A 22,482-nucleotide genomic window follows, 5' to 3' on the forward strand; every position below is an offset into this window, starting at 1 on the left:
CATGACACAGCACAACCGTGCTAAATCCGACGCCTTCCAGCCGAGCGGCCAGATCCAGTTCGGCATCTTCTTCCAGGGTGTCAACTCCGGCACCATCTGGAAGGCCGCAGAATCCGGTTCACAGACCGACTTTGAATCCTTCCGCCGGATCGCCCAGACCGCCGAGCGCGGACTGTTCGCCGCGTTCTTCCTCGGCGAGGGGCTTCGCCTGCGCGAGCACCTTGGCCGTCCGCACGCCCTGGACGTTGTGGGCCGCCCGGACGCGCAGACCATGCTCGCCGCCCTGGCGTCGGTGACCAACAACATCGGCCTGGTGGCCACCCAGAACACCACCTACAACGACCCCGCGGACCTGGCGCACCGGCTCGCCTCGCTGGACCTGATCTCCGGCGGGCGGGCCGCCTGGAACATCGTCACTACGGACAACGCCTGGACCGGCGCCAACTTCCGGCGCGGCGGCTACCTGGACCACGCGGACCGGTACAAGCACGCCGAGGCATTCGTGGAGACGGCCAAACGGATCTGGGACTCCTGGGAAACCCCCGCCGGCCCCGCCCGCCGCGTGCTCCACGAAGGCCAGCACTACGCAGTGGACGTGACTCCGCGGCTGCCGCGCAGTGCCCAGTACCGGCCGGTGCTGTTCCAGGCCGGGGATTCGCCCGAGGGCCGGAACTTCGCCGCCCGGCAGGCCGACGTGATCTTCTCCGCCCACCCGAAGTTCGACGACGCCCTGGAGTTCCGCAAGGACCTCGTGGAGCGCTCCGTAGCGGCGGGCCGCGGTGCCAACGCGGTGCAGATCATGCCGGCCAGCGAATTCATCCTCGCGGCCACGGCCGAAGAGGCTGCAGAAAAGAAGGAATGGGTGCGGAGCCTGCAGATCGGCCCGCAGCAGGCTGTTGCCTACCTGGAGCAGTTCTGGGGCCGAGAACTGTCCGCCTACGATCCCGACGGCCCGCTGCCGGAGATCGACCCCGTGGTGGAGGAGACCTCCGAGACCCGCGGCAGCGGCTTCCACGGTGCCAAGGGCCCGCCAGCTCGCGGACCAGTGGCGCGCCGAGGCCAAGGACAAGGGCCTGTCCATCCGCCAGTTCGTGACCTCCAAGACGGCGCGGATTGACGCCACGTTCACCGGCTCCTACACGGCCGTGGCGGACCACCTGGCCGAGTACGCCCGGACGGGTGCGGTAGACGGTTTCAATATTTCGCCGTGGCTGGTTCCCACCGGCCTGGATGACATCGTCAACCACCTGGTGCCGGAGCTGCAGGAGCGCGGCGTGTACCCCACCGAGTACCGCGGCAGCACCCTGCGCGAGAACCTCGGGCTGGAAACGCCGGTGCGCACGGCCGACGCGCCGTCCGGGGCGGTCCGCGCCTGATGCGTACCGCAGCCTGGCAGGGAAGGGACGACGACGGCGGCCGCGGGGAGAATGCCGGCGCAGGCCCCTTCCTGGGGACTCCTTCGGAGGAAACCTGCAAGCTGCAGCTCATCGTGTGGGAGCAGTGGCTGTAGGCCCTTTCCCAACTGACGCGGGCCGCTGCGCTACCCATATGGCCTGGGTGGTGCAGCGGCCCGCTCGAAACAGCCTCTGGGGAGACCCCGCCTCGCCTGCGGCTTTAGTTGAGGTAGCCGTTCGGGTTCAGGACGTACTTGGTGGCCGCTCCGGCGTCGAACTCCGCGTAACCCCTGGGGGCGTCTTCGAGCGGGATGGCCGTGGCGTTGACGGCCTTGGCGATGTGGATCCTGTCGTGCAGGATCGCCATCATCAGCTGCCTGTTGTACTTCATGACCGGGCACTGGCCGGTGGCGAAGGAGAGGGACTTGGCCCAGCCCGTGCCAAGTGACAGGGACAGGCTGCCCTTCTGGGCTGCCTCATCCGCGGCGCCCGGGTCGCCGGTGACGTAGAGGCCGGGAATACCCACGGATCCGCCGGCGGTGGTGATGTCCATCAGCGAGTTGAGCACTGTGGCCGGTGCCTCCTGGGCGCCGTGGCCGTGCCCGCGGGCTTCAAAACCCACGGCGTCGATTCCTGAGTCCACCTCACGGACGCCGAGGATCTCCTCGATCTGGTCGGCGGGGTCGCCGTTGGCCACGTTGACGGTTTCGCAGCCAAAGGACCGGGCCTGGGCCAGCCGGTCCTCGTTGAGGTCTCCGACGATGACCACCGCCGCACCCAGCAGCTGGGAGCTGGCGGCTGCGGCAAGGCCCACGGGTCCTGCTCCGGCAACGTAGACGGTGGACCCTACTCCGACACCCGCCGTTACGGCTCCATGGAAACCGGTGGGCAGGATGTCCGAGAGCATGGTCAGGTCCATGATCTTCTCGAGGGCCTGGTCGCGGTCCGGGAAGCGCAGGAGATTCCAGTCGGCGTAGGGGACCAGGACGTATTCGGCCTGGCCGCCAACCCACCCGCCCATGTCCACGTAACCGTAGGCGGACCCCGGGCGGTCCGGGTTAACGTTCAGGCAGATTCCGGTCTTGCGTTCCTTGCAGTTCCGGCAGCGGCCACAGGAGATGTTGAAGGGGACAGAGACGATGTCCCCCACCTTGATGAACTCGACGTCCGGGCCGGCCTCAATGACTTCGCCGGTGATCTCGTGCCCCAGGACGAGACCGGCCGGGGCGGTGGTGCGGCCGCGGACCATGTGCTGGTCAGAACCGCAGATGTTGGTGCTTACGGTGCGCAGGATGACACCGTGCGGGACCTTCCGGCCAACATTGACGGGATTGACGCCGGGGCCGGCCTGCAGTTCAAAGGTGGGGTACGGGGTGTCGATGATTTCGACGACCCCGGGCTCCTTGTACGCAACGGCTTTGTTACCTGACATGGGCATGGCTCCTATGGTTGGCATTTGATTGCCACGGAAGGCCCGACGCTGGGTGCATCAGACCTTCCGTGTGGTTTTACTTTTCACTTGCGGTGAATCTTCGGGGTGGGCGGCACCCGCCGTTTACGGGGCGGCTAGGCGTCGATCACCATGTCGGTGCGTGCGGTGGAGCAGCAGGGCAGGAACTTGCCGGCATCGATTTCCCTTTTGCGGATCCCGCCCTGGTGGTTCATGTCGATGTCCCCGGACAGCTTGACCACCTTGCAGGAGCCGCACATGCCCTCCTTGCAGTTCGCACCGATCCGGACACCGGCACGTTGCGCCACCTCGAGGATGTGCTCCTCAGGGTCGATCCGAACGTTGATTCCGGTGCGCAGGAAGGACAGGGTCAGGCTGCCGGTTCCCACGGTGTCGAAGCTGGACGCATCCGGGGTGGCGGCCTCCGGCGCGGCGGCTTCCGTGGAGGCCGGAGCGTCCGGGTCCACCGCTTCCAGCGGCAGCCCGGAAGCCTGCAGCGTTCCATCCTCGTCGTAGCCGGGCTCGTACATACCGAACGCGGCGGGCTGGCTTTCGTAGTAGTCCTCGGCGGAGTCAGCGATTTCCTCCGCGATTTCCTCGGCAATGTCCGCTGCATGCGCGAGCTCTGCCTGGTATTCCAGGAGGGTCTGCCGGTCGCCCGAGAAGAACTCCATGTAGATGGAGGTGTCGTCGACGCCCACCTTCTTGAGCAGCTCAGTAGCGGTGTTCAGGTAGCCCTCCGGCCCGCAGGCGTACACCTGCCGGCCGTTGGCGTCGGGGGCCACCTCGTCGATCATCGCGGCGGACAACCGTCCCTTGAAGCCGTCCCACTCCTCGGGCCTGCCGCGGTCGCCCAGCGCGTAGAAGACCTTGACGCGCGAGTCCACGGAAGCGATGTAGGCCAGCTCCTTGTGGAACGCAAAACCTCCGGCTTCGGCGCCGTGGTAGAGAACCACCACGTCGGCTGTTCCGGGCAGGTCGTGAATGGTCCGCAGCATCGACATGACGGGGGTGATGCCCGCACCAGCGGCGAGGAAGAGGTACCGTGCGCGCCGGTCCGCATCAGGCAGGTGGAATGCCCCCACGGGGCCCAGCATGTCCAGGACCGTGCCGGGCCTGACGTTGTCGTGCACCCACGGTGAAACCAGCCCGCCAGGGTCGCGCTTGACGGTGACGCTGAAGGTCCAGGGTTCCGTGGGCGAGCTGGACAGCGAGTAGCTGCGGTCCACCGGCTCCTGGTCTTCGCCGTTCACCGGGAAGGCGATATTCACGTACTGGCCCGCACGGAACGCCAGGGGAGCCCCGTCGCAGCGGCGGAACACGAACGTCATCATGCCGCCCGCTTCGGGAACGGTCTCGACGCATTCAGCCATGAACTCCTGCGGATGCCAGGGCCCCAGGGCGCGCGCGGCGCCAGCGGGTCCCTCGGTGCTGCCCATCACCCTGTTCCACGGCATCTCCAGGCCGCGGATGCGCTGCGGCTCCTGGGTTGCCGCCGTCTCAGTGAGGAGCTCAATCATGCCAAGTGCTCCTGCACCCGCTGCACGTACCAGTTGATGAAGGCCTCCACCTGGTATTCGCTCTTCATGTACGGGCCGGGCTCGTAGGCGGGGCTGGCTGCACCCTGCTGGCAGAGTTCCACGAAGGCCTTGTCCTGGATGTTGGTCTGCTCCCAGGTGTAGGTCAGCTTCTCACGGTCGTAGTCGACTCCTTCCACGGCGTCGTCAGCTACCAGCCAGGTGGTGCGGACAAGGGTCTGGTGTTCGTTAATTGGGAAGACGCCGAATGTGATGACATGGTCGCTCTGAAAGTGGAACCAGCTGTTCGGCTGCAGGTGCATTGAGCAGCGGCCCAGGCGGAAGTCGCGCAAGTCGCCGAGCAGCTTCTTGGACAGCCGGCGCCCGTCGGCGGAGAAGGATTCGCCTTCTCCGTCCAGGGATTCCCGGGAGATGCGGATGCCCGCGATGCGCGTGTCCAGTTCCTCAACCACCTCGTAGGGGAGGCCGTAGCGGCGGCACCGCTCCTCGAGCGAGGACTGTGCTTCCTTGTTGCGGTCCCAGACCTCCTCGAGGTGGGCGGGGATCAGGCCTTCCGTCAGGCCCCAGGTGGGGAAGAGGGAACAGGCGAGTTCCGGGTGCCCGTCGCAGTGGTAGCACTCACGGTTGTTCTCCATGGCGAGCTTCCAGTTGCCCTCTTCGATGATGTTCTGCTGGTAGGCAATCTTCGTCTTGGACAGGTCGTGTGGTGCCAGGTAAGGCTCGAAGATCTTCGAGGTCTCATCGAAGTCCGTGGGCGGTTCGTCAGCGATGCAGACGAAGATGAGTCCGGCAACCTCGCGGCTGTGGGCCCGCTTGAGGGCGAAGCAGTTCTTGTCGAACTTGGCTTCGCCGGGAGCGGAGGCGTGGATCAGGTTGCCCGCGGGGGAGTAGGTCCAGGAGTGGTAGCCGCAGACGAGGTTGCCGGTGGAACCGGCATTTTCGGTCAGGACGCGGGCACCGCGGTGGCGGCAGACGTTGTGCAGGACGTTGACGCCGCCGTCATCGTTGCGGAGCACGATCAGGGAATAGGGGCCGTAATCGACGGTGATGTAGTCGCCTGGCTCGGGCAGCTCGGCAACGCTGCCGGCAAAGATCCAGTGCTGGCCGAAGATGGCCTCCATGTCGATCTTGAAGATCGTGGGGTCAGTGTAGAACGGGGCGTCGAGGGAGTAGCCCGTGCGCCGGAACTCGAACAGTGCAGCGATCTCTGCCTGCTGCTCTGCAGGCAGAGATGAAGCGAGTTTTCCGCGTGAGTTGAGGGGCGCGTTCACTGGAGCAGTCATTTTTTCCTCCCGGGAGGCTGGGTAAGTATGCGGTTGGTGGGGAGACTTCGGAGTTGGTGGAGGCAACTCACGGTGTCGGAATGTCGCCGTTACGTGGTGGGGGAGGATCGACGCGGAAGAAGACCGGGCGTCCGGATTGAGCTTGTGGCAAGCCTCTCCATCTCGGAGTCCTTCCGCATGCGTCTTACGCAACAACAATCATGATGTGCAACAGCGTGACCTATGCCACGCCGACTGTCAAGTAGTTACAAACGCGTGGCCGCGGCCACAGAAATGTCTTGACATCGGAGTACGGCAGGGCGCCGCGGCATGGCGGCTGATTGGCCCGTCCAGCGCCGGTTCGGCAGCGTAAAAAAGCATCGAAATCTCTACTGCACGCGGGCGGCAAGGAAGGGCCGACGACGGCCTGGCGCGTGCCGTCGTCGGCCCTTCCCTGTGCGTTGTGCAGTCAGCGGTGGCGCCGCCTAGGGCACCTTGACCGCGACGGCCCCCTCCTCAGCGGGAACAGCGTCAGCCGGAAGAGATTCAGCCGGGACAGCGCCAGCAGCCGGGCCTGCGGACGGGTGGGCCGCCACTGCGGCGGCGTGCTCGGCCAGCACGCCCGTCTGGTGCCTGATCTTCAGCCGGTACAGCAGGGCCCCGCCGCCGGTCACGGCAGCCACGAAGATCACGCCGCCCCACTGCAGGTACCACTCGAAGGGCGGCACCGAGTTGTAGATCTCCGGCCGCGGCCAGATCAGGTTCACGGTCATGGCGCCACCCCACAGGACCGCGAGGATGTTCACGGGCAGCCCCCACTTGCCCATGCAAAACCCTGGCTCGGCACCGTCCGCATCGGCCAGTGGCCACTTCTTCAGGAGCCGCTTTCGCAGCAGGGGCACCGTTACCAGCAGGTAGGACAGATAGATCAGCACGATGCTGATGCTGGAGAGGATGGTGAAGATGGCCGGCTGCATCACGTTGATCAGCAACGGGAGTACCGCCAGGATTCCGATGACAATGGCAGCCACGGTGGGGGTACGGCGGACCGGGTCCACTTTGCTGAGCTGCCGGCTGAACGGCAGGTTGTTGTCCCGGGCCATGGCGAACATCATCCGGATCGCAGCGGCGTGGACGGCCAGGGTGCACACCACCACCGCCACGACGATGCAGGCCAGGAACGCCTTGCCGAACGGGCCGCCCAGGACGCTGAGCACGATGTACTGCAAGCCGCCGTCGGCCGAGCCCACCTTGGGGTCGGTGAGGTCCGGTGCGGCCAGGATGCCGAACAACAGGATGAGCCCGCCCAGGAGGAACGACGCCGTGACGGCGCGGAGGATGGCCTTGGGTGCCGTCTTCTTGGGGTCCTTGGTCTCCTCACCCAGCGAGCTTGCCGTATCGAAGCCGTACATGACGTAGCCGGAGGCCATGGCCCCGATCAGGAAGACGCCGAAGAAACCTAGGTCGTGACCTTCGCCGAAGCCCGCGGTATCGAAGAAGACCTCCGGCCCGCGCACCACATGCCAGCCGAGGGCGAGGATCAGCAGCACCGCAGCCACCAGCTCCACGAAGACGCCGATGCTGTTGATCCGCGTCATCAGCTTCACGCCGAAGGCGTTGATCAGGGTGGAGATGGTGATCATGATGGTGGCCAGCACTACGCCGTTCATGGCGAAATCGAACGGGCCCGTACCGTCTCCAACAAACTGGAAGCCGGACCAGAGCTGCGGCAGCGTGATCTGCAGTGCCAGTGCCACCGATCCCAGCGCCATGATGGAGGACAGCAGCAGCAGCCAGCCGGCCAGCCAGGACGACGTCCCGGACGCCAGCCGTTTGGCCCAGTTGTACACCGAACCGGCCACCGGGTAGCGGCCGGCAAGCTCGGCGAAACAGAGAGCCACCATCAGCTGGCCCACGAACACGATGGGCCAGGACCACGCGTACGCGGGGCCGGCCATGGAGAAACCGAAATAGAACAGCTGGAAAACGCCGGTGAGGATGGAAATGTAGCTGACGCCTGCAGCGAAGCTGGCGAACTTGCCGATGCTGCGGTCCAGGGTCTGGGTGTAGCCAAATTCGTCCATGCCGCTTGAATCAATACTCTTGCTGGGTTCCACTGTGGACTCCTAAATCAGAAAAGCACGATGGGATCGGCCGCCCTGGGGCGCGGCTGAGTCGAAAGGACGGCGTGCACGCGGCGTGGCCATATTAAGCCCGTTGCCGCGGAGCCGTGCCCGTCAGGCGAAGGAAGGGGCGAATTCCTCCTCTGCCGTTGCCGCGGAGCTGCCGGCGCGGACCAGGTCTGCCCGGACCAGGTCGGCGCAGCGCTCGCCGATCATCATGACCGTGATGTTTGGGTTGACCGTGACGTGCTCGGGCATGACGGACGCATCGGCGACCCGGAGCCCGGTGACCCCCTTGACCCGCAACCGGGCATCCAACGGTGACATCCCGTCGTCGTCCGCCCCCATCCGGACGGTGCCCACCGGGTGGTAGACGGTGTTGTGGGTCTTACGGATGTAGTCCCGCAGCTCCTCGTCCGTCTGCGCCGCGGCGCCGGGTGAGAGTTCGCGGCCGGTCCATTCCGCCATGGCGGGCTGGGCGGCGATTTCGCGGGCCTTGCGGATGCCGGCCACCATGACGCGCATGTCGTGGCCGTCCGGGTCCGTGAAGTAGCGGGGATCCACCATCGGCTTGTCGCGGAAGTCGCGGCTGCGCAGGCGGACCGTGCCGCGGGAGCGGGCGTGGGTGACGTTGGGGGTGAGGCTGAAGCCGTTTTCCGTGGTGGGGTAGCCGTGCCGCAGGGTGTTCATGTCGAACGGGACGGAGCCGTAATGCATCATCAGGTCGGGGCGGTCCAGGCCCTCCTCCGTGGAGGTGAAAATGCCGATTTCCCACCACTGCGTGGAGGCCTGCACCATGGGCTGTTTGGCCTCGAACTGGACCACGCCTTCGGGGTGGTCCTGCAGGTGCTCGCCCACGCCGGGGGAGTCCACCAGGACCTCGATGCCGTGGGCGGCGAGGTGTTCGGCCGGGCCGATGCCCGAAAGCATGAGCAGTTTGGGCGAATCGATGGCGCCGGTGGACAGGATGACTTCGTGGCGCGCGGAGAGCCGGTGGGTGCGGCCGAACGCTCCGTCCACCACGTCGACGCCGGTGCAGCGCTTGTCCGCGTTGAACACCAGTTGGCGGGCGCGGAGGCCGGTCAGGAGAGTGAAGTTGTCCCGCTCGATGATGGGGTGGATGTAGGACACCGAGCTGGAGGACCTGGTTCCGTCAGCCCTGCGGTTGATCTGGAAGAAGTTGGCGCCGTTGACCACTGTGGTGCCGGCGTTGAACCTGGCGCGGGGGATGCCTGTCTGTTCGCAGGCGTCCAGGAGCGCGACGCCGGCAGGATCCGCCGGGGGCACGTTCATCAGGTGCACGGGGCCGGAGTCCCCGTGGTGGGGTGCGTCCGGGCCGGCATCCTGGTTGGTTTCGAGCCGCTTGTACAGCGGCCACGCGGCGTCCGCGTTCCAGCCGGAGGCTCCGTACTTGGACTCCCACTCGTCCAGGTCTTCGCGCGGGGCCCAGAAGGCGATGCAGGAGTTGTGGCTGGAGCAGCCGCCCATCACCCTGGCGCGGGCGTGGCGCATGAAGGAGTTGCCGTTTTCCTGCGGCTCAATGGGGTAGTCCCAGTCGTAGCCGGATTCGAGCAGTTCCATCCACCGGTCCAGCTGCAGGATTTCGGGCAGGTTGCGGTCGTCCGGGCCGGCTTCCACCAGGGCCACGGTGACGTCCGGATTCTCGCTCAGCCGTGCGGCCACGGCGGCGCCGGCGGACCCTCCGCCGATGACGACGTAGTCGAATTCCCGCTGCGTGGCGTCGTCGATGTTGTCGAAGTGCATCTAGTTCTCCTTGCTGTGGTCAGCGAACCAGCCGGTGACCTGCGGGCTGGTGTTCTGGTAGATGTGCTTGGCTTCCTGGTACTCCGCCAGGCCGGTGGGGCCCAGCTCGCGGCCGACGCCGGACTGGCCGAAGCCGCCCCACTCGGCCTGGGGGAGGTAGGGGTGGTAGTCGTTGATCCAGATGGTGCCGTGCCGGAGCCTGCCGGCCACCCGCTGGGCCTTGCCGGCGTCCTGGGTCCAGACCGCGCCGGCAAGCCCGTAAATGGTGTCGTTCGCGGTGGCCACGGCCTCGTCCTCGGTGCGGAAGGTCTCCACGGTGACCACCGGGCCGAACGCCTCGTCGGTGACCACGGACATCCCCCGGGTGACGCGGTCCAAGACTGTCGGCTGGTAGTAGAACCCGGCGTCGTACTTTTCGCCATCCGGTGCCGCGCCGCCGGTCCGGAGCCGTGCACCCTCCTCGACGCCGCGTTGGACGTACGCGTTGACCTTGTCCCGGTGGGCGCCGGAGATCAGCGGCCCGGATTCGGCGTCCTCGTCGAAGGGGCCGCCCAGCCGGATGCCCCGGGCGCGGCGGACCAGTTCGTCCACGAAACGATCGGCGATGGATTCCTCCACCACCAGCCGGGCGCCGGCCGAACAGACCTGCCCGGAATGGACGAACGCGCCGTTGAGGGCGTTGTCGACGGCGGCGTCAAAGTCAGCATCCGCGAACACCACGTTGGGGTTCTTGCCGCCGAGCTCCAGCGCCACCTTCTTCACGGTGCCGGCAGCGGCTGCGGCGATGCGTTTGCCGGTCTCCAGGCCGCCGGTAAAGGAGACGAGGTCGACGGCGGGGTGTTCCGAAAGGGGTGCGCCCGCCTCGGGGCCGGTCCCGGTGACCAGGTTGGCCACGCCGTCGGGCAGGCCGAGGTCCTGCAGCAGCTGCATGGCCAGGATACTGGTGGACGGGGTCAGCTCGGAGGGCTTGAGGACGAAGGTGCAGCCGGCGGCCAGGGCGGGGGCGATCTTCCAGGCGGCCTGGAGGAGCGGGTAATTCCATGGCGTGATCAGGCCGCAGACGCCCACGGGTTCGTAGGCGATCCGGCTGACGACGGCGGGATCTCCGGCGTCGACAATGCGCCCCGCCTGCTGCCCGGCGAGCCTGCCGAAGTATTCGAAGCAGGCGGCAATGTCATCCATGTCGATGCGGCTTTCCACCATCCGCTTGCCGGTGTCCAGGGACTCGGCACGGGCAAACTTCTCGCGGTGCTCCCGCAGACCGGCGGCGACCCTGAGGAGGAATGCGCCGCGCTCCGGTGCCGGGACGCCGGACCAGGCGCCGGAGTCGAAGGCGGCACGGGCGGCTGTGATGGCGCGCTCCGCGTCCTCCCGGCCTGCCTCGGACACTGTGGCGACCAGTTCGCCGTCGGCCGGGTTGCGGATTTCACGGACGGCGCCGGACGCGGCGGCCTCCCACGATCCGTTGATGAACAGGGTGGTTGCTGTATCTGTCATGTGTCTCCCTAAGTGGTAGGTCAGGGGCCGTACCGGCGCTCCCCGGATGGTGCGGCAGCCGTGCCGCGGGCACGGCGGAGCAGCGCCGGAGGGCGCGGCGGCTGTGCTGCGGAGGTGACTTTTGCGGTGCGCGATGTCCGTGGTGCGGACATCGCGCCGGGGTTTTCGGGCCGGCGGGCTTAGCGCGGCGCGGAGCGGGGGGTGAAGTGCCGGGCCCCGTCAGCAGAAACCCGGGCAGGTGTGGCGTACGTCATAGAAGGACAGTAATGCATGTTGAACGAGTGTTCAATAGCAGGTTGAACACTCGTTCAAATGTGACTGGAGGATGAGGGTTTGTGGCGCTTCTGCCTAGCCGGCGTCCGGTGCAGGGCCGAAGGCGATGTCCTCGGTGCGCTGGATGCTGCGCTGGATGGAGGCCTTGTCCACGCCCAGGAGGGAGGTCAGCCACATCCCGTTCTGGATGACGACAACATCGGACGCGCGTTCCCGGCACTCAGCCCAGGTGAGCCCGGGCCTGGCATTGGCCACGAGAGTGGCGAGGCCGTCGATGTACCGGTCGAAGGCGGCGGCATTGATTTCGGCGTAGCCCTCATCGGCCTGGGCGAGGGCCCAGAGATGGAGGCGCAGCGACAGGTATTTGGTGGTCAGCAGATCCGCACCCGCCACCCGGCGCAGGGCCGTGCGCAGCTGTTCGTCGGGAGTTGAGTCCGGATCGGGTGTGACCAGCAGGAGGTCGTGCTCGTCGACGCGGTGGAGGGCCGCCCGGATCAGGCTCGTCTTGTCGTCGTAGTAATAGTTCACCAGGCCCAGGGCGACACCGGCCTCCCGGGCGACGGAGCGCATGCTCACGCCCGAGATCCCGTGCCGGGACAGCAGGTCCAGGGCCGCTTCGAGGATGCGGGACTGCCTGTCAAGCTGCTCGCCGGAGTTCACGGTTTTAGTCCCCATCTGGCCAGACTATTGCCAAACTTGCCGGCAGTGCACTTTCCCCTGTTCCTCAGCCGTGGTGTTGCGGTTGGGTGGTCAGTCGACGACGCCGTTCATGTCTTCGAACACCAGATAGTCCCCGTGGGCGGCCTGGAAGCCGAAGCTTTCCCAGTACCGGCGCAATGACGCCTTCGCGGCCTCGTACCCGGCCGTTCCTTCGGCAGGTGCGTTCTCCGCGGGCGCCGGGACTGCTTCGAGGATGACCTTGGACGCTGACCGGCCCACGCTGCTCAGGACGGCTTTCAGGATCTCGTGGCCGAGCTTGTTCCTGCGGAATTCCGGCGCCACGTGCAGCTTGGACAGGATCAGCAGATCCCCGCCCAGGGCCAGGTCCTTGACCAGGTCCGGGCGGTTGATCGTCAGCATTTCACCCACTGCGGCGACGTGCTGGTTCACAGCGTCCAGGGTCAGGAAGAGGTCGATGATCCCGGCGTCCGGAACAACATACAGTTCCGCTTCGCCGACGCGGACTTCCGTGCCGTCGCCGCCGTCGTCCGCGTCATCCCAGGTGCGGCCGCTGACGCTGACGTTCCACACGAGGGGATAGTCGTCCGGGTCATGGTGCACGCCTGGTATCCCACGGAACTGGCAGCGGTAATCGAAGCTCAGATACTCAGGGAGAAGTACTTCCACCGGAACTCCTAGTGCCACCACGCAATCAGCCTCGCGGCCCCATAGTCCTAAGACTAGGGACGGCGGCGCCGCTGCGCCATGGCTGGGCAATGAAGAATCCCCGCCTCGCACCCGAAGGTGCTGGGCGGGGATCCATTCGTCGGCGGTCCGCTTACTTCTTGGGCAGGCCCGCCGGGTTCAGTTCGGACTTCGGGATTGCCTCGGAGGACAGGCCCCAGCGGTCCAGGATCTTGGCGTAGGTACCGTCGTCGATCAGGTGGTTCAGGGCGGTTTGCGCGGCGACAGCCAGGCCGTTGCCCTTCTTGGTGGTGAACGCGATCTCGGCCTTCAGCGGCCAGCCGCCCTCCAGGGTGCCCACCTGCTTGGTCTTCCCATCCTTCGCCGCCTTGTAGGCAGCGCCGGCGTTGGGGCCGAACGTCAGGTCCGCACGGCCCGACTGGAGGGCCAGCCCGGAGGCGGAGTCGTCGTCGTAATACTGGAACTCCACCGGCTTGAGGCCGTTCTTCTTGTTCTCCTCGTCCCAGCGCACCAGGATGGCTTCCTGGTTGGTGCCGGAGCCAACGATGACCCGCTTGCCCGCCACGTCCTTGGCTTCCTTTACCTCGGTGATGTCCGAGTCGCTCTTGGCGTAGAAGCCGAGCAGGTCGTTGCGGTACGTGGCGAAGTCGAACTTCTCCTTGCGGGCCTCGGTGACGGTCACGTTGGAGAGGACGGCCTCGTATTTGGCTGACTCGATGCCCAGCGGCCAGTCGGCCCACGCGACGGGGAGGACCTCGACCTGCAGGCCGAGGGTCTCGCCCACGGCGTAGGCGATGTCCACCTCGCTGCCGATCAGGGTCTTGTTGTCGGAGGCGAACGTGCTCAGCGGGGCCGTGCCGCCGGTGGTCACCACGGTCAGCTTGCCGTCGGCCTTGATGGCGTCGGGCACCTGCGCGGCCGCTGCCTGGTCCACGTCCACCTTGAAGCGGTCCTGCTCGGGGGACAGGTTGAAGGTCTTGCCGGCTGCGGTGGCGGTAGCCTCCGACGTCGGTGCTGTCGCCGCCGTCGCGCCCGGATCGGCGCATGCGGCCAGGCCCAGCAGGGACACTGCCAGGGCCGCGATAAGGGCCGGTTTCGGCGTGGGGATGGCCATGGTTTCCTCCTTGGAGGTACGAAGTTGATGCGACGGATGATGCGCGTTGCAGCAACTATCCGGGAGTGCCACCGGCAGAATCAAAGGCCCCGAAACCGGGCGATACGGGGAGTAACCGCAGTTAACGCGGGGACCGCCGCGGTCACAATCCGCGTACACCAAAGGAGGGGACCAGCTCATAAGAGCTGGTCCCCTCCGTCAATACATCGGCGTCAGGCCATCCCGGCGGAAACCCGGAAGCCTGTCAGCCCAGGGCCTTGATGACTTCCTTGGCCACGTCCTCGCTGGACTGCGGGTTCTGGCCGGTGATCAGGTTCCCGTCGCGGACCACATGGGAAGACCAGGCAGCGGCGTTGTTGACGATCGCGCCCTTCTCCTTCAGCGCGTCCTCCACAAGCCAGGGCGTGTTCTCGCCCGTGCCGCCGTTCAGTTCCTCTTCGTTGCTGAAGACCGTCAGGCGCCGTCCCGCGAAAGTGAACGTCCCGGCGTCGTCCGTTGCGCTGAGCAGGCCCGCCGGGCCGTGGCAGAACGGCGCGATGACCTTGCCGTCCTTGTCCGCGGCCACCAGCAGGCGGCCCAGGTCGGCGTCCTTGTAGAGGTCTGCCATCGGGCCGTGCCCGCCGGGCATCACCACGGCGTGGTAGGAAGCGATGTCGACGTCGGCGAGCACCAAGGGCTGCGACAGCTCGGCGCCGATTTTGGCCAGGTAGTCCCGGAAGCCCTCGGCGCGTTCCTCGCCGCCGGCGGAATCTGCGGCCAGGCTGACCTGGTCCACGGTGGGCTTCGCACCGCCCGGTGTGGCGAGGTGGACAGTGTGTCCGGCGTCCACCAGGGTCTGGTGCGAGACCACCAGTTCTTCAGCCCAGAAGCCGGTGGGGTGTTCGCTGCCGTCCTTCATGGTGAGGGAATCGGCTGCTGAAACAACCATCAAAACGTTAGCCATGCTGTTCTCCTGCCTGTTGTGTTGCTGGGCACTGCGTGGAAAGCCGCCGCTACTTGCCGGCAGCTTCCAGCCCAGCGTACGTGTCGTCGTCGAGCGTGATGCCCGCCGCTGCGATGTTCTCCTCAAGGTGGCTGACGGATCCCGTGCCGGGGATGGGCATCATGACGGGGGAACGCCGGAGCAGCCACGCCAGCGCCACCTGCGAGGTGGTGGCATCCAGGCGCGTTGCGGCCTCGTCCAGCGGGCCGCCCGGCTGGGCCAGTTCGCCCGCGGAAATCGGGGCCCACGGGATGAAGCCGATGCCGTTCTCCTCGGAGTAGCGCAGCACGTCCTCGGAGCTGCGGTCCGTCAGGTTGTAGCGGTTCTGGACGGTGGAAACCGTGAAATGCTTTCCGGCGGCTTCGAGTTCGGCCACGCTGACCTGCGACAGGCCCAGCGCCCGGACCTTGCCCTCGTCCTGGAGTTCACGCAGCACACCGAACTGTTCCTCGGCGTCCACTTTCGGATCGATCCGGTGCAGCTGCAGCAGGTCGATGGTGTCCACCTTCAGCTTGCGGAGGCTCAGTTCAGTCTGCTGGCGCAGGTATTCGGGCCGTCCCACGGGGACCCACTTGTTGGGCCCGGTGCGGGTAAATCCCACCTTCGTGGCGATTCTCAGGCCGTCTTTGTAGGGGTGCAGGGCTTCGGCGATGATTTCCTCGCTGATGTTCGGGCCATAGGAATCCGCGGTGTCAATGAAGTCGACGCCGAGTTCGACGGCGCGGCGCACCACGGCCACGGCGGCGGCCCGGTCCGCGGGTTCGCCCCAGACGCCGTCGCCCACGATGCGCATGGCACCGAAGCCGAGCCGCTGCACGGTTCCCAGGTCCTTGAGGTCGATGGTGGCGGACTGGTTCGTTGTCCCTGTGCTCTTCGTCTCTGTGCTCTTCATGTCTGGGCTCATAGGGGCGGCAACATCATCAGTGTGCTGGGTATTCCGCAGATCACAGAAATAAGCCGGGTGCCGCCGTGGTTATGCCCTCTGTGCCTGCCGCGATTCCGGCGGGCGCGACGACGCAACGATATTCCGCACGCAACGCTCCGAAAGGCCGGCACCCGACGTGACCCTCCCGCTTTCCATCCTTGACCTGGCAACCATCGGCAAAGGCCAGACGGCGGCGGAAAGCTTCGCGGGCAGCGTGGCCATGGCGCAGAGTGCCGAGAAACTGGGGTACCGGCGGGTCTGGTACGCAGAGCACCACAACATGTCGTCCATCGCTTCGTCCGCCACCAGTGTGCTGATCGCCCACGTGGCCGCGCACACCGAAAGCATCCGGCTCGGCGCCGGCGGGGTCATGCTGCCCAACCACTCGCCGCTGACCATTGCCGAGCAGTTCGGCACCCTGGAAACCCTGCACCCGGGCCGGATCGACCTGGGCCTGGGCCGTGCCCCCGGCAGCGACCAGAACACCCTGCGGGCCCTCCGGCGCGACCCCATGTCCGCCGACAGCTTCCCGCAGGATGTCCTGGAACTGCAGGGCTACCTCACCGGACCCACCCGGATCCAGGGCGTGGAGGCAACCCCCGGCAAGGGCACCAACGTCCCGCTCTACATCCTGGGATCATCCCTGTTCGGTGCGCGGCTCGCCGCGCAGCTGGGCCTGCCGTACGCCTTCGCCTCGCACTTTGCCCCCAACGCACTGAAAGACGCGGTGGCCGTCTACCGCCGCGAATTCAAGCCCTCCGCGCAGCTGGAGGCCCCCCACGTGATCGCCGGAGTCAACGTGATCGCGGCCGATTCCGCCTCTGAGGCGCAGGAGATGATGCAGGCCACCAAACGGGCCCGCGTGTCCCTGTTCTTCGGCGGCGGGACCCGGGAATTCACCGATGATGAGGCGGACATGATTCTCGACTCCCCGCAGGGCCAGCACGTCTCGCAGATGATGACCTACTCGGCGGTGGGAACGCCCGACGTCGTCCTGGACTACCTTGACGGGTTCGGCAGGCACGCCGACGCCGACGAACTCATCGTGGCGCACCAGAGCACCGGCACGGACGCCCGGCTGCGCTCGGTGGAACTGCTGGCCGAGGTGGCCGGGCTGGCGCGCGTCTGAGCTGCCCGTCCGCGCAGGTCAACGCGCAGGTGGCCTGCGTGGAGACCTGCGCTGCGGCCGACCGTAGCGTCGCCCCGGATCCGGCGTGTGGCCCGGACTTTTACACATACGCAATGAAGAGGATATTCAGGAGAAACCGCAGGGGATGACGATGGGAACTGCTCCCCCCGGGAAATCCGCCAGGATCTCCGGGAGGGGCGCCAACCGGTAGTCCGCAGGTGACCCAGCGGCTGCAGTCCCGGCCTGGTTCTGCCTCGAAGGGGTTCCCTGATGCCCACGCCATTGAACCAGAGCGTGGCGGATTCCGCCCTGCTCACCCGTTCCCTTCCGCTGGAGGTGCTCCGGTCGTTTGTCCAGGCGGATGCGGCGGACAGCGGGCTGACCCCGGCGCTGCTGGACGAACTGAAGGTTCTGGCACGTGTTCCTGCGCTGCTGGTGGCCTGCAACTACGGCGGCACCTTGTGCGACGCGGAAGGCATCTCCACCGAGATCCTCCCGCTGGGCAGCGCCGCCATCGCCTTGCGGGCACTGGCCGCCCTGCCCAGCACGCACGCCGCCATCATTTCGGGCCGCTCCCTGAGGGACCTGGCGGCGGTGTCCCGCCTCCCCGTGGAGGTCCACCTCATCGGGTCTCACGGCGCGGAGTCGGACATGGGCTTCGCGCACACCCAGACGCTGGCCACCGAATCGGTCCTGCAAAAGGTCAACGCTGCGCTCAACGAGGCCGTAGGGTTCCAGAGCGGCGTTTGGATTGAGCGCAAACCGGTGGCGGTTTCGGTCCACACCCGTCCGGCCCCGGCAGAGGTCGTCGCCTCGGTAACCGAAACTGCCCGGGAGATAGCGCGCGCCCACGGACTGTTCTTCATCGTGGACGGCTCGGTGCTGGACCTGTCGGTGGTGGAGCCGTCCAAGGGCGAGGCACTGGAGACCCTCCGGTCCCGGCTCGGCGCCAGTGCCGCCATGTTCGCTGGCGACGCCGACAGCGACGAACTGGCCATCGCCACCCTCCGCGGCCCGGACCTGGGCCTGCGGGTCGGCGGCGGCGAAACCGCAGCGGCGCACCGGCTCCGCGACCCCGAGTCCTTTGCCCGGGTCCTTGCCCTGCTCTTCGAACTGCGGCGGGCCTGGCTGTTCGGCGAGGACGCCGTGGGCCTCGAACGGCACACCATGATCGGCAACGGCTCCTCCACCGCACTGCTGACACCGGACGCAAAGGTCTGCTGGATGAGCCACCCGCTGCCGGACTCCGGCTCGGTGTTCGCCCACATCCTGGGCGGTGACGCGGCCGGCCACTTCTCCGTGGAACCGGCAAAGGCATCACAGGTGCTGGGCCAGCGCTACGTGGACAGCACCATGATCGTCGAAACCCGGTGGGCGGACGTCACGGTCACCGACTACCTCGAACCTGCCCCGGACGGCATCACCAGCCTGGTCCGGGTGCTGACCGGCACCGGAGCTGCCCGGATCACCTTCGCACCGCGGCCGGACTACGCCAACGCCCCGTTCGTCATGGAGGCCCGCGGCGACGAACTGCATGTGGTGGGCACGTCGGAACCGATCATCCTCTTCGCGCCGGGCGTGACCTTCAGCATTACCTCGGACGGCAGGCACGGGACGGCCACGGCATCGGTGAATCTCCAGTCCGGGCCCGTGGTGCTCAACCTGCGCTGCGGTGACACGGAACCCCGTCCCGCAGACCCGCAGGGGGAGACGGAGCGCCGGGCCGAGGTGGCCCTTCACGCCCGCCAGTGGGTGCAGAAACTCGCCCTCCCGTCCGTGAAACCCTCGCTGGTACGGCGTTCGGCACTGGTGCTCCGTGCCTTGGTCCACGAACCCACTGGCGCAGTCCTCGCCGCCCCCACCACCTCCCTGCCCGAAGGCATCGGCGGAACAAGGAACTGGGACTACCGGTACTGCTGGCTGCGGGACGGGTCCATGACTGTCAATGCCCTGGCGGACCTTGGCTCCACCGCGGAGGCCGTTGGTTTCCTTGGATGGCTGGGGCGGATTCTTGAGCATGCCCCGGGCCCGGAGTGGCTCCATCCGCTGTACTCCGTCACCGGTTCGCCGCTGTCCACGGAAGCCGTGGTGGACAGCCTCCCGGGCTACGCCGGGTCCCGCCCGGTCCGGATCGGAAACGCGGCGGACCACCAGGTCCAGCTGGACGTCTTTGGCCCTGTTGCGGAGCTGATCCATACCCTGAGTTCGAGAGAGGGCACACTCGCCGACGGGCACTGGGAGCTGATGGTCCAGATGGCCTCGGCAGTCCTGGCTCGCTGGCATGAACCGGACCACGGCATCTGGGAAGCCCGGCGCCCGGCACGCCACCACGTCTACTCCAAGGTGATGTGCTGGGTGACCCTGGACAGGGCACTGCGGACAGCTGACCGGCACGGCAGGGAGCCGGACCCCGCCTGGGCTCCCATGGCCGCCGCCATCCGGGATGAGGTGCTGCGGGAGGGCTGGGACGAATCGGCCAAGTCCTACACCGTGGCCTACGACAGCCCGGACCTAGATGCCGCCGTCCTGCACATCGGCCTTTCCGGCCTGCTGGATGTCACCGACCAGCGCTTCCTGGACACGGTCACTGCCGTGGAACGGGAATTGAGGGTGGGGCCAACAGTCTTCCGGTACCGGTACGACGACGGCCTGCCGGGCTTGGAGGGCGGCTTCCACATCTGCACCACGTGGCTGATCGAGGCCTATGTCGCCGTGGGCCGCATCGATGAAGCCTGGGACCTGTTCGACCAGCTGGTAACCCTCTTCGGGCCCACCGGGCTGTTGCCGGAGGAATACGACCCCGGCACCGAGACCCACCTGGGCAACCATCCGCAGGCATATTCCCATCTGGGTTTCATCCGCTGTGCCCGCCTCCTGGACGCGCACCAGGCCGGACGGTAGGCAGCGTTTGTCCGGGGTACCTAGAGTGGAAGGAACAGGGATACAGAAACCGAATCGAGACTCATGATGACCGCCCGCGCCCAGGGGGTGGGGTTCCGCTCGGAGCGCGGCCCCATCCTCATCGCCTTGATGCTGTCCACCGGACTGGTGGCGATTGACTCCACCATCGTGGCTACCGCAGTCCCGTCGATCGTCCGCGACGTTGGCGGGTTCTCCTCGTTCCCGTGGCTGTTCTCGGCGTACCTGCTTGCCCAGGCCGTCTCCGTGCCCATCTACGGCAAGCTGTCCGACATGGTGGGCCGCAAACCGATCATCCTGACAGGCATTGGACTGTTCCTGCTGGGCTCTGTCCTCTGCGGCGTGGCCTGGAGCATGCCGTCCCTGATCGCCTTCCGGGCGCTGCAGGGCTTGGGCGCCGGCGCGGTTTTGCCGGTCAGCATCACCATCGCCGGTGACATCTACTCGCTGGAGGAACGCGCCAAGGTCCAGGGGTACCTGGCCAGTGTGTGGGCGGTGTCCTCCGTGGTGGGTCCAAGCCTGGGCGGCGTCTTCTCGGCGCTGGGCATCTGGCGCGGAATCTTCCTGGTCAACATCCCGCTGTGCGTCCTGGCCGGCTGGATGCTGGTGCGGACGCTGCACGAGAACGTGGAACGCGCCAAGCACACGGTTGATTACGCCGGAGCGGCCCTGATGGCAGGTTCCCTGGGCCTGTTGATCCTCGGCGCTTTGCAGGGCGGCGAGGCCTGGGCGTGGGATTCGCCGGTCAGCTTTGCCGTCTTCGGCGTCGGCGCGGTGCTCCTGGTGGCCTTCATCCTGGTGGAACGGCGGGCTGCGGAACCCATCCTGCCGTCCTGGGTGGTGCGGCGGCGCCTGCTGGTGACCACTGCGCTCGCATCCTTTGGCGTTGGGGCGGTGATGATTGGCTTGACCTCCTACGTGCCTACCTTCCTCGAGGGTGCACTGTCCGTTTCACCGCTGGTCGCGGGCCTTGCCCTGGCGGCACTGACCCTCGGCTGGCCCCTCAGCGCATCGCAGGCCGGCCGCTTGTACCTCCGGATCGGTTTCAAGGCCACCGGCCTGATCGGCATTTCCATCACCGTAGCCGGCCTGCTCATCCTGGCGTTGACGGCGGGCACCCCGAACGTGGCGCTGATCGCATCCAGCTGCTTCGTCGTGGGGCTCGGCCTCGGCCTGCTCGCAACACCCACGCTGATCGCCGCGCAGTCAAGCGTGCGGTGGAACGAGCGCGGCGTGGTGACCAGCACCAACATGTTTGCCCGCTCCATCGGCAGCGCCCTGGGCGTGGCGGTGTTCGGGGCCGTGGCCAACGCCATCTACTCCGGCAACCCGGGCGGTGAGGGAAACGGCCAGGCCGTGGTCGCCGCATCCAGCGCCGTCTTCCTGGCAGCCCTGGTGGCCGGGCTGCTGACGGTCCTGGCGGTGCTGGCCATGCCTCGGACGCGGGCAGCCGGAGCCGGGGATGCCGCTGCGGGGCAGGACCAGGCTTCCGAACAGGACACAGCGAACCAGGATCCAACGAACGGCAACGACGACGGCGGGGAGGACACCGGGCCGGACCGCACCGAAGTGGAGGATTCCGGCCGCCGAGGCAGCTGATCCGGCCGGCGGCAGCTAGCGCGAGGCGCTGAAGATGGCGGGGGCGGGGCGGGTGCCCGTGGCGAGGTCGGCAAGGATCCGGCCCACCGCGGGCGTGAACTTGAACCCGTGCCCGGAGAACCCGGCGCCGATCACCACTGGCCCAATCCGGTCCAAGACGAAGTCCTCGTCCGGTGTGGTGGTGTAGGTGCAGCTGATGGCCTCGAAGGCATCGGCGTCCACGCCGGGCAGCCAGGTCCTCGCGTAGGCCTGCAGGGCAGCGAGCTGCTGTGGTTCCGGCTCGAAGGTGCGCCTGTCCGGGTCCACCACCGGGCCCACCCCGTGCCAGCCGGCCTTGATGCCCTCGCCGGGGGTGTGCATGCCGTAGACCGGGGAGTACCATCCTGCGTATTGCGATCCGCCGCCCGGGTAATGGTTGAACCCTGGCCATACCGCATCCGAATCGGTGATCCGGAAGTGCGCCGGCTGTTCCTGCGTCACCCTGAGCTTCGGCGTCCGCAGGCGCCCGCCCACGGCTGCGCCCAGCAGCTTTTCCGTCCAGCCGCCGGCGGTCACCACCACCTGTGCGGCGGTGACCATTTCGGTACCGGCGCTGCTCTCCAACCCCAGCCGGACGCCGTCGTCCGTTATCTCGAAGGACACCACCTGGGTGTGGTGCCGGATGTCGGCGCCCCGGGCTGCGGCAAGGCGCTGGAAAGCCGGCAGCGCGGCTTCCGGGTTGAGCTGGCCTCCGTCGGGCATGTAGAGGACCTGCTGGTCGAAGCGGATGCCGCGCCAGCGCTCGCCGGCCTCGTCCGGGCGCAGGAACTCGGCGCGCAACCCGGCCTGGGCCAGCGCTGCCGCAGCGTCGGGCAGCATGGGCTCGGGCCCGTGCGTGACGATGCCGGTCCGTGCCAGGAGCGATTCGCCGCTGTCCTGCTCCAGCTCGTTCCAGAGGTCCAGGGATTCGGCAATCATGGCAACGTATTCAGGCCGGTGGTATCCGGGATTGAAGTTGCGGGTGGTGCCGTGCGAAGCGCCGATCTTGTGCCCCGGCCCGAACTGCTCCACCAGTGTCACGTGGCGTCCCCGCCGGGACAGCGCCCATGCGGTGGCGGAGCCCATGGCGCCGCCGCCGATCACCACGGTGTCAAGAGTTGTTGCCACGG

At 67.1% G+C, this 22,482-nt stretch carries 16 protein-coding genes and 1 pseudogene; 5 read left to right on the plus strand and 12 right to left on the minus strand.

The window, feature by feature from the left end:
• Window position 1 precedes the first annotated feature (1 nt).
• A pseudogene (locus QE394_RS10630) lies at window positions 2-1,376 on the plus strand (NtaA/DmoA family FMN-dependent monooxygenase).
• On the plus strand, window positions 1,376-1,510 hold the full coding sequence (locus tag QE394_RS10635; protein WP_261619842.1) for a hypothetical protein: 135 nt from the start codon (window positions 1,376-1,378) through the stop codon (window positions 1,508-1,510). Before QE394_RS10630 ends, QE394_RS10635 begins: the two are co-directional and overlap by 1 nt.
• Window positions 1,511-1,614: 104 nt before the next feature.
• Here the strand turns inward: QE394_RS10635 and fdhA are convergent, their stop codons facing one another.
• The 11 genes from fdhA to QE394_RS10690 form a co-directional block, all read right to left on the minus strand.
• Window positions 1,615-2,826: a formaldehyde dehydrogenase, glutathione-independent gene (fdhA, locus tag QE394_RS10640; RefSeq protein WP_261619841.1), complete on the minus strand. Its 1,212-nt coding sequence runs from the start codon at window positions 2,824-2,826 to the stop codon at window positions 1,615-1,617.
• 134 nt (window positions 2,827-2,960) lie between these two features.
• On the minus strand, window positions 2,961-4,364 hold the full coding sequence (locus QE394_RS10645) for a ferredoxin reductase (RefSeq protein ID WP_349034469.1): 1,404 nt from the start codon (window positions 4,362-4,364) through the stop codon (window positions 2,961-2,963).
• A complete protein-coding gene (locus QE394_RS10650) occupies window positions 4,361-5,665 on the minus strand; it encodes an aromatic ring-hydroxylating dioxygenase subunit alpha (RefSeq protein WP_349034470.1) in 1,305 nt (434 codons plus the stop codon). The genes QE394_RS10645 and QE394_RS10650 overlap by 4 nt, the downstream gene beginning before the upstream one ends.
• Window positions 5,666-6,129: 464 nt before the next feature.
• The gene (locus tag QE394_RS10655; protein ID WP_349035399.1) at window positions 6,130-7,728 is read right to left on the minus strand and encodes an APC family permease; all 1,599 of its coding nucleotides are present in this window, start codon (window positions 7,726-7,728) and stop codon (window positions 6,130-6,132) included.
• A 153-nt stretch (window positions 7,729-7,881) separates the two neighbouring features.
• Window positions 7,882-9,531 (minus strand): GMC oxidoreductase, encoded by a 1,650-nt coding sequence (locus tag QE394_RS10660; protein ID WP_349034471.1) that lies wholly within the window; start codon window positions 9,529-9,531, stop codon window positions 7,882-7,884.
• Window positions 9,532-11,028 (minus strand): aldehyde dehydrogenase family protein, encoded by a 1,497-nt coding sequence (locus QE394_RS10665; protein ID WP_349034472.1) that lies wholly within the window; start codon window positions 11,026-11,028, stop codon window positions 9,532-9,534.
• 348 nt (window positions 11,029-11,376) lie between these two features.
• The gene (locus QE394_RS10670; protein WP_261619835.1) at window positions 11,377-11,976 is read right to left on the minus strand and encodes a TetR/AcrR family transcriptional regulator; all 600 of its coding nucleotides are present in this window, start codon (window positions 11,974-11,976) and stop codon (window positions 11,377-11,379) included.
• A 75-nt stretch (window positions 11,977-12,051) separates the two neighbouring features.
• Window positions 12,052-12,648, minus strand: coding sequence for an N-acetyltransferase (locus tag QE394_RS10675; protein WP_056081504.1), 597 nt, complete (start codon window positions 12,646-12,648; stop codon window positions 12,052-12,054).
• A 151-nt stretch (window positions 12,649-12,799) separates the two neighbouring features.
• Window positions 12,800-13,780, minus strand: coding sequence for an ABC transporter substrate-binding protein (locus tag QE394_RS10680; protein WP_349034473.1), 981 nt, complete (start codon window positions 13,778-13,780; stop codon window positions 12,800-12,802).
• A gap of 244 nt (window positions 13,781-14,024) precedes the next feature.
• On the minus strand, window positions 14,025-14,723 hold the full coding sequence (locus QE394_RS10685; RefSeq protein ID WP_056081500.1) for a type 1 glutamine amidotransferase domain-containing protein: 699 nt from the start codon (window positions 14,721-14,723) through the stop codon (window positions 14,025-14,027).
• Between the two features lie 49 nt (window positions 14,724-14,772).
• The gene (locus QE394_RS10690) at window positions 14,773-15,654 is read right to left on the minus strand and encodes an aldo/keto reductase (RefSeq protein ID WP_349034474.1); all 882 of its coding nucleotides are present in this window, start codon (window positions 15,652-15,654) and stop codon (window positions 14,773-14,775) included.
• Between the two features lie 169 nt (window positions 15,655-15,823).
• On the opposite strand from QE394_RS10690, the gene QE394_RS10695 reads away from it, so the two are divergent.
• The 3 genes from QE394_RS10695 (at window position 15,824) to QE394_RS10705 (ending at window position 21,334) form a co-directional block, all read left to right on the plus strand.
• The gene (locus tag QE394_RS10695) at window positions 15,824-16,816 is read left to right on the plus strand and encodes an LLM class flavin-dependent oxidoreductase (RefSeq protein ID WP_261619831.1); all 993 of its coding nucleotides are present in this window, start codon (window positions 15,824-15,826) and stop codon (window positions 16,814-16,816) included.
• A 270-nt stretch (window positions 16,817-17,086) separates the two neighbouring features.
• Window positions 17,087-19,717, plus strand: coding sequence for a trehalase-like domain-containing protein (locus QE394_RS10700; RefSeq protein ID WP_056081496.1), 2,631 nt, complete (start codon window positions 17,087-17,089; stop codon window positions 19,715-19,717).
• Between the two features lie 63 nt (window positions 19,718-19,780).
• The gene (locus tag QE394_RS10705; RefSeq protein ID WP_349034475.1) at window positions 19,781-21,334 is read left to right on the plus strand and encodes an MFS transporter; all 1,554 of its coding nucleotides are present in this window, start codon (window positions 19,781-19,783) and stop codon (window positions 21,332-21,334) included.
• A 15-nt stretch (window positions 21,335-21,349) separates the two neighbouring features.
• Here QE394_RS10705 and QE394_RS10710 read toward each other — a convergent pair whose 3' ends face one another.
• Window positions 21,350-22,480, minus strand: coding sequence for an FAD-dependent oxidoreductase (locus QE394_RS10710; RefSeq protein WP_349034476.1), 1,131 nt, complete (start codon window positions 22,478-22,480; stop codon window positions 21,350-21,352).
• Window positions 22,481-22,482 lie beyond the last annotated feature (2 nt).

It is taken from the genome of Pseudarthrobacter sp. SORGH_AS 212 (assembly GCF_030818145.1).
In the GTDB taxonomy this organism is placed as follows: domain Bacteria; phylum Actinomycetota; class Actinomycetes; order Actinomycetales; family Micrococcaceae; genus Arthrobacter.

Bases quoted from the DNA above. Each gene is read 5' to 3' on its own strand.
- QE394_RS10635 (WP_261619842.1), top strand. From the start codon at position 1,376: ATGCGTACCGCAGCCTGGCAGGGAAGGGACGACGACGGCGGCCGCGGG.
- fdhA (WP_261619841.1), bottom strand. From the start codon at position 2,826: ATGTCAGGTAACAAAGCCGTTGCGTACAAGGAGCCCGGGGTCGTCGAA.
- QE394_RS10645 (WP_349034469.1), bottom strand. From the start codon at position 4,364: ATGATTGAGCTCCTCACTGAGACGGCGGCAACCCAGGAGCCGCAGCGC.
- QE394_RS10650 (WP_349034470.1), bottom strand. From the start codon at position 5,665: ATGACTGCTCCAGTGAACGCGCCCCTCAACTCACGCGGAAAACTCGCT.
- QE394_RS10655 (WP_349035399.1), bottom strand. From the start codon at position 7,728: ATGGACGAATTTGGCTACACCCAGACCCTGGACCGCAGCATCGGCAAG.
- QE394_RS10660 (WP_349034471.1), bottom strand. From the start codon at position 9,531: ATGCACTTCGACAACATCGACGACGCCACGCAGCGGGAATTCGACTAC.
- QE394_RS10665 (WP_349034472.1), bottom strand. From the start codon at position 11,028: ATGACAGATACAGCAACCACCCTGTTCATCAACGGATCGTGGGAGGCC.
- QE394_RS10670 (WP_261619835.1), bottom strand. From the start codon at position 11,976: ATGGGGACTAAAACCGTGAACTCCGGCGAGCAGCTTGACAGGCAGTCC.
- QE394_RS10680 (WP_349034473.1), bottom strand. From the start codon at position 13,780: ATGGCCATCCCCACGCCGAAACCGGCCCTTATCGCGGCCCTGGCAGTG.
- QE394_RS10685 (WP_056081500.1), bottom strand. From the start codon at position 14,723: ATGGCTAACGTTTTGATGGTTGTTTCAGCAGCCGATTCCCTCACCATG.
- QE394_RS10690 (WP_349034474.1), bottom strand. From the start codon at position 15,654: ATGAAGAGCACAGAGACGAAGAGCACAGGGACAACGAACCAGTCCGCC.
- QE394_RS10700 (WP_056081496.1), top strand. From the start codon at position 17,087: ATGCCCACGCCATTGAACCAGAGCGTGGCGGATTCCGCCCTGCTCACC.
- QE394_RS10705 (WP_349034475.1), top strand. From the start codon at position 19,781: ATGATGACCGCCCGCGCCCAGGGGGTGGGGTTCCGCTCGGAGCGCGGC.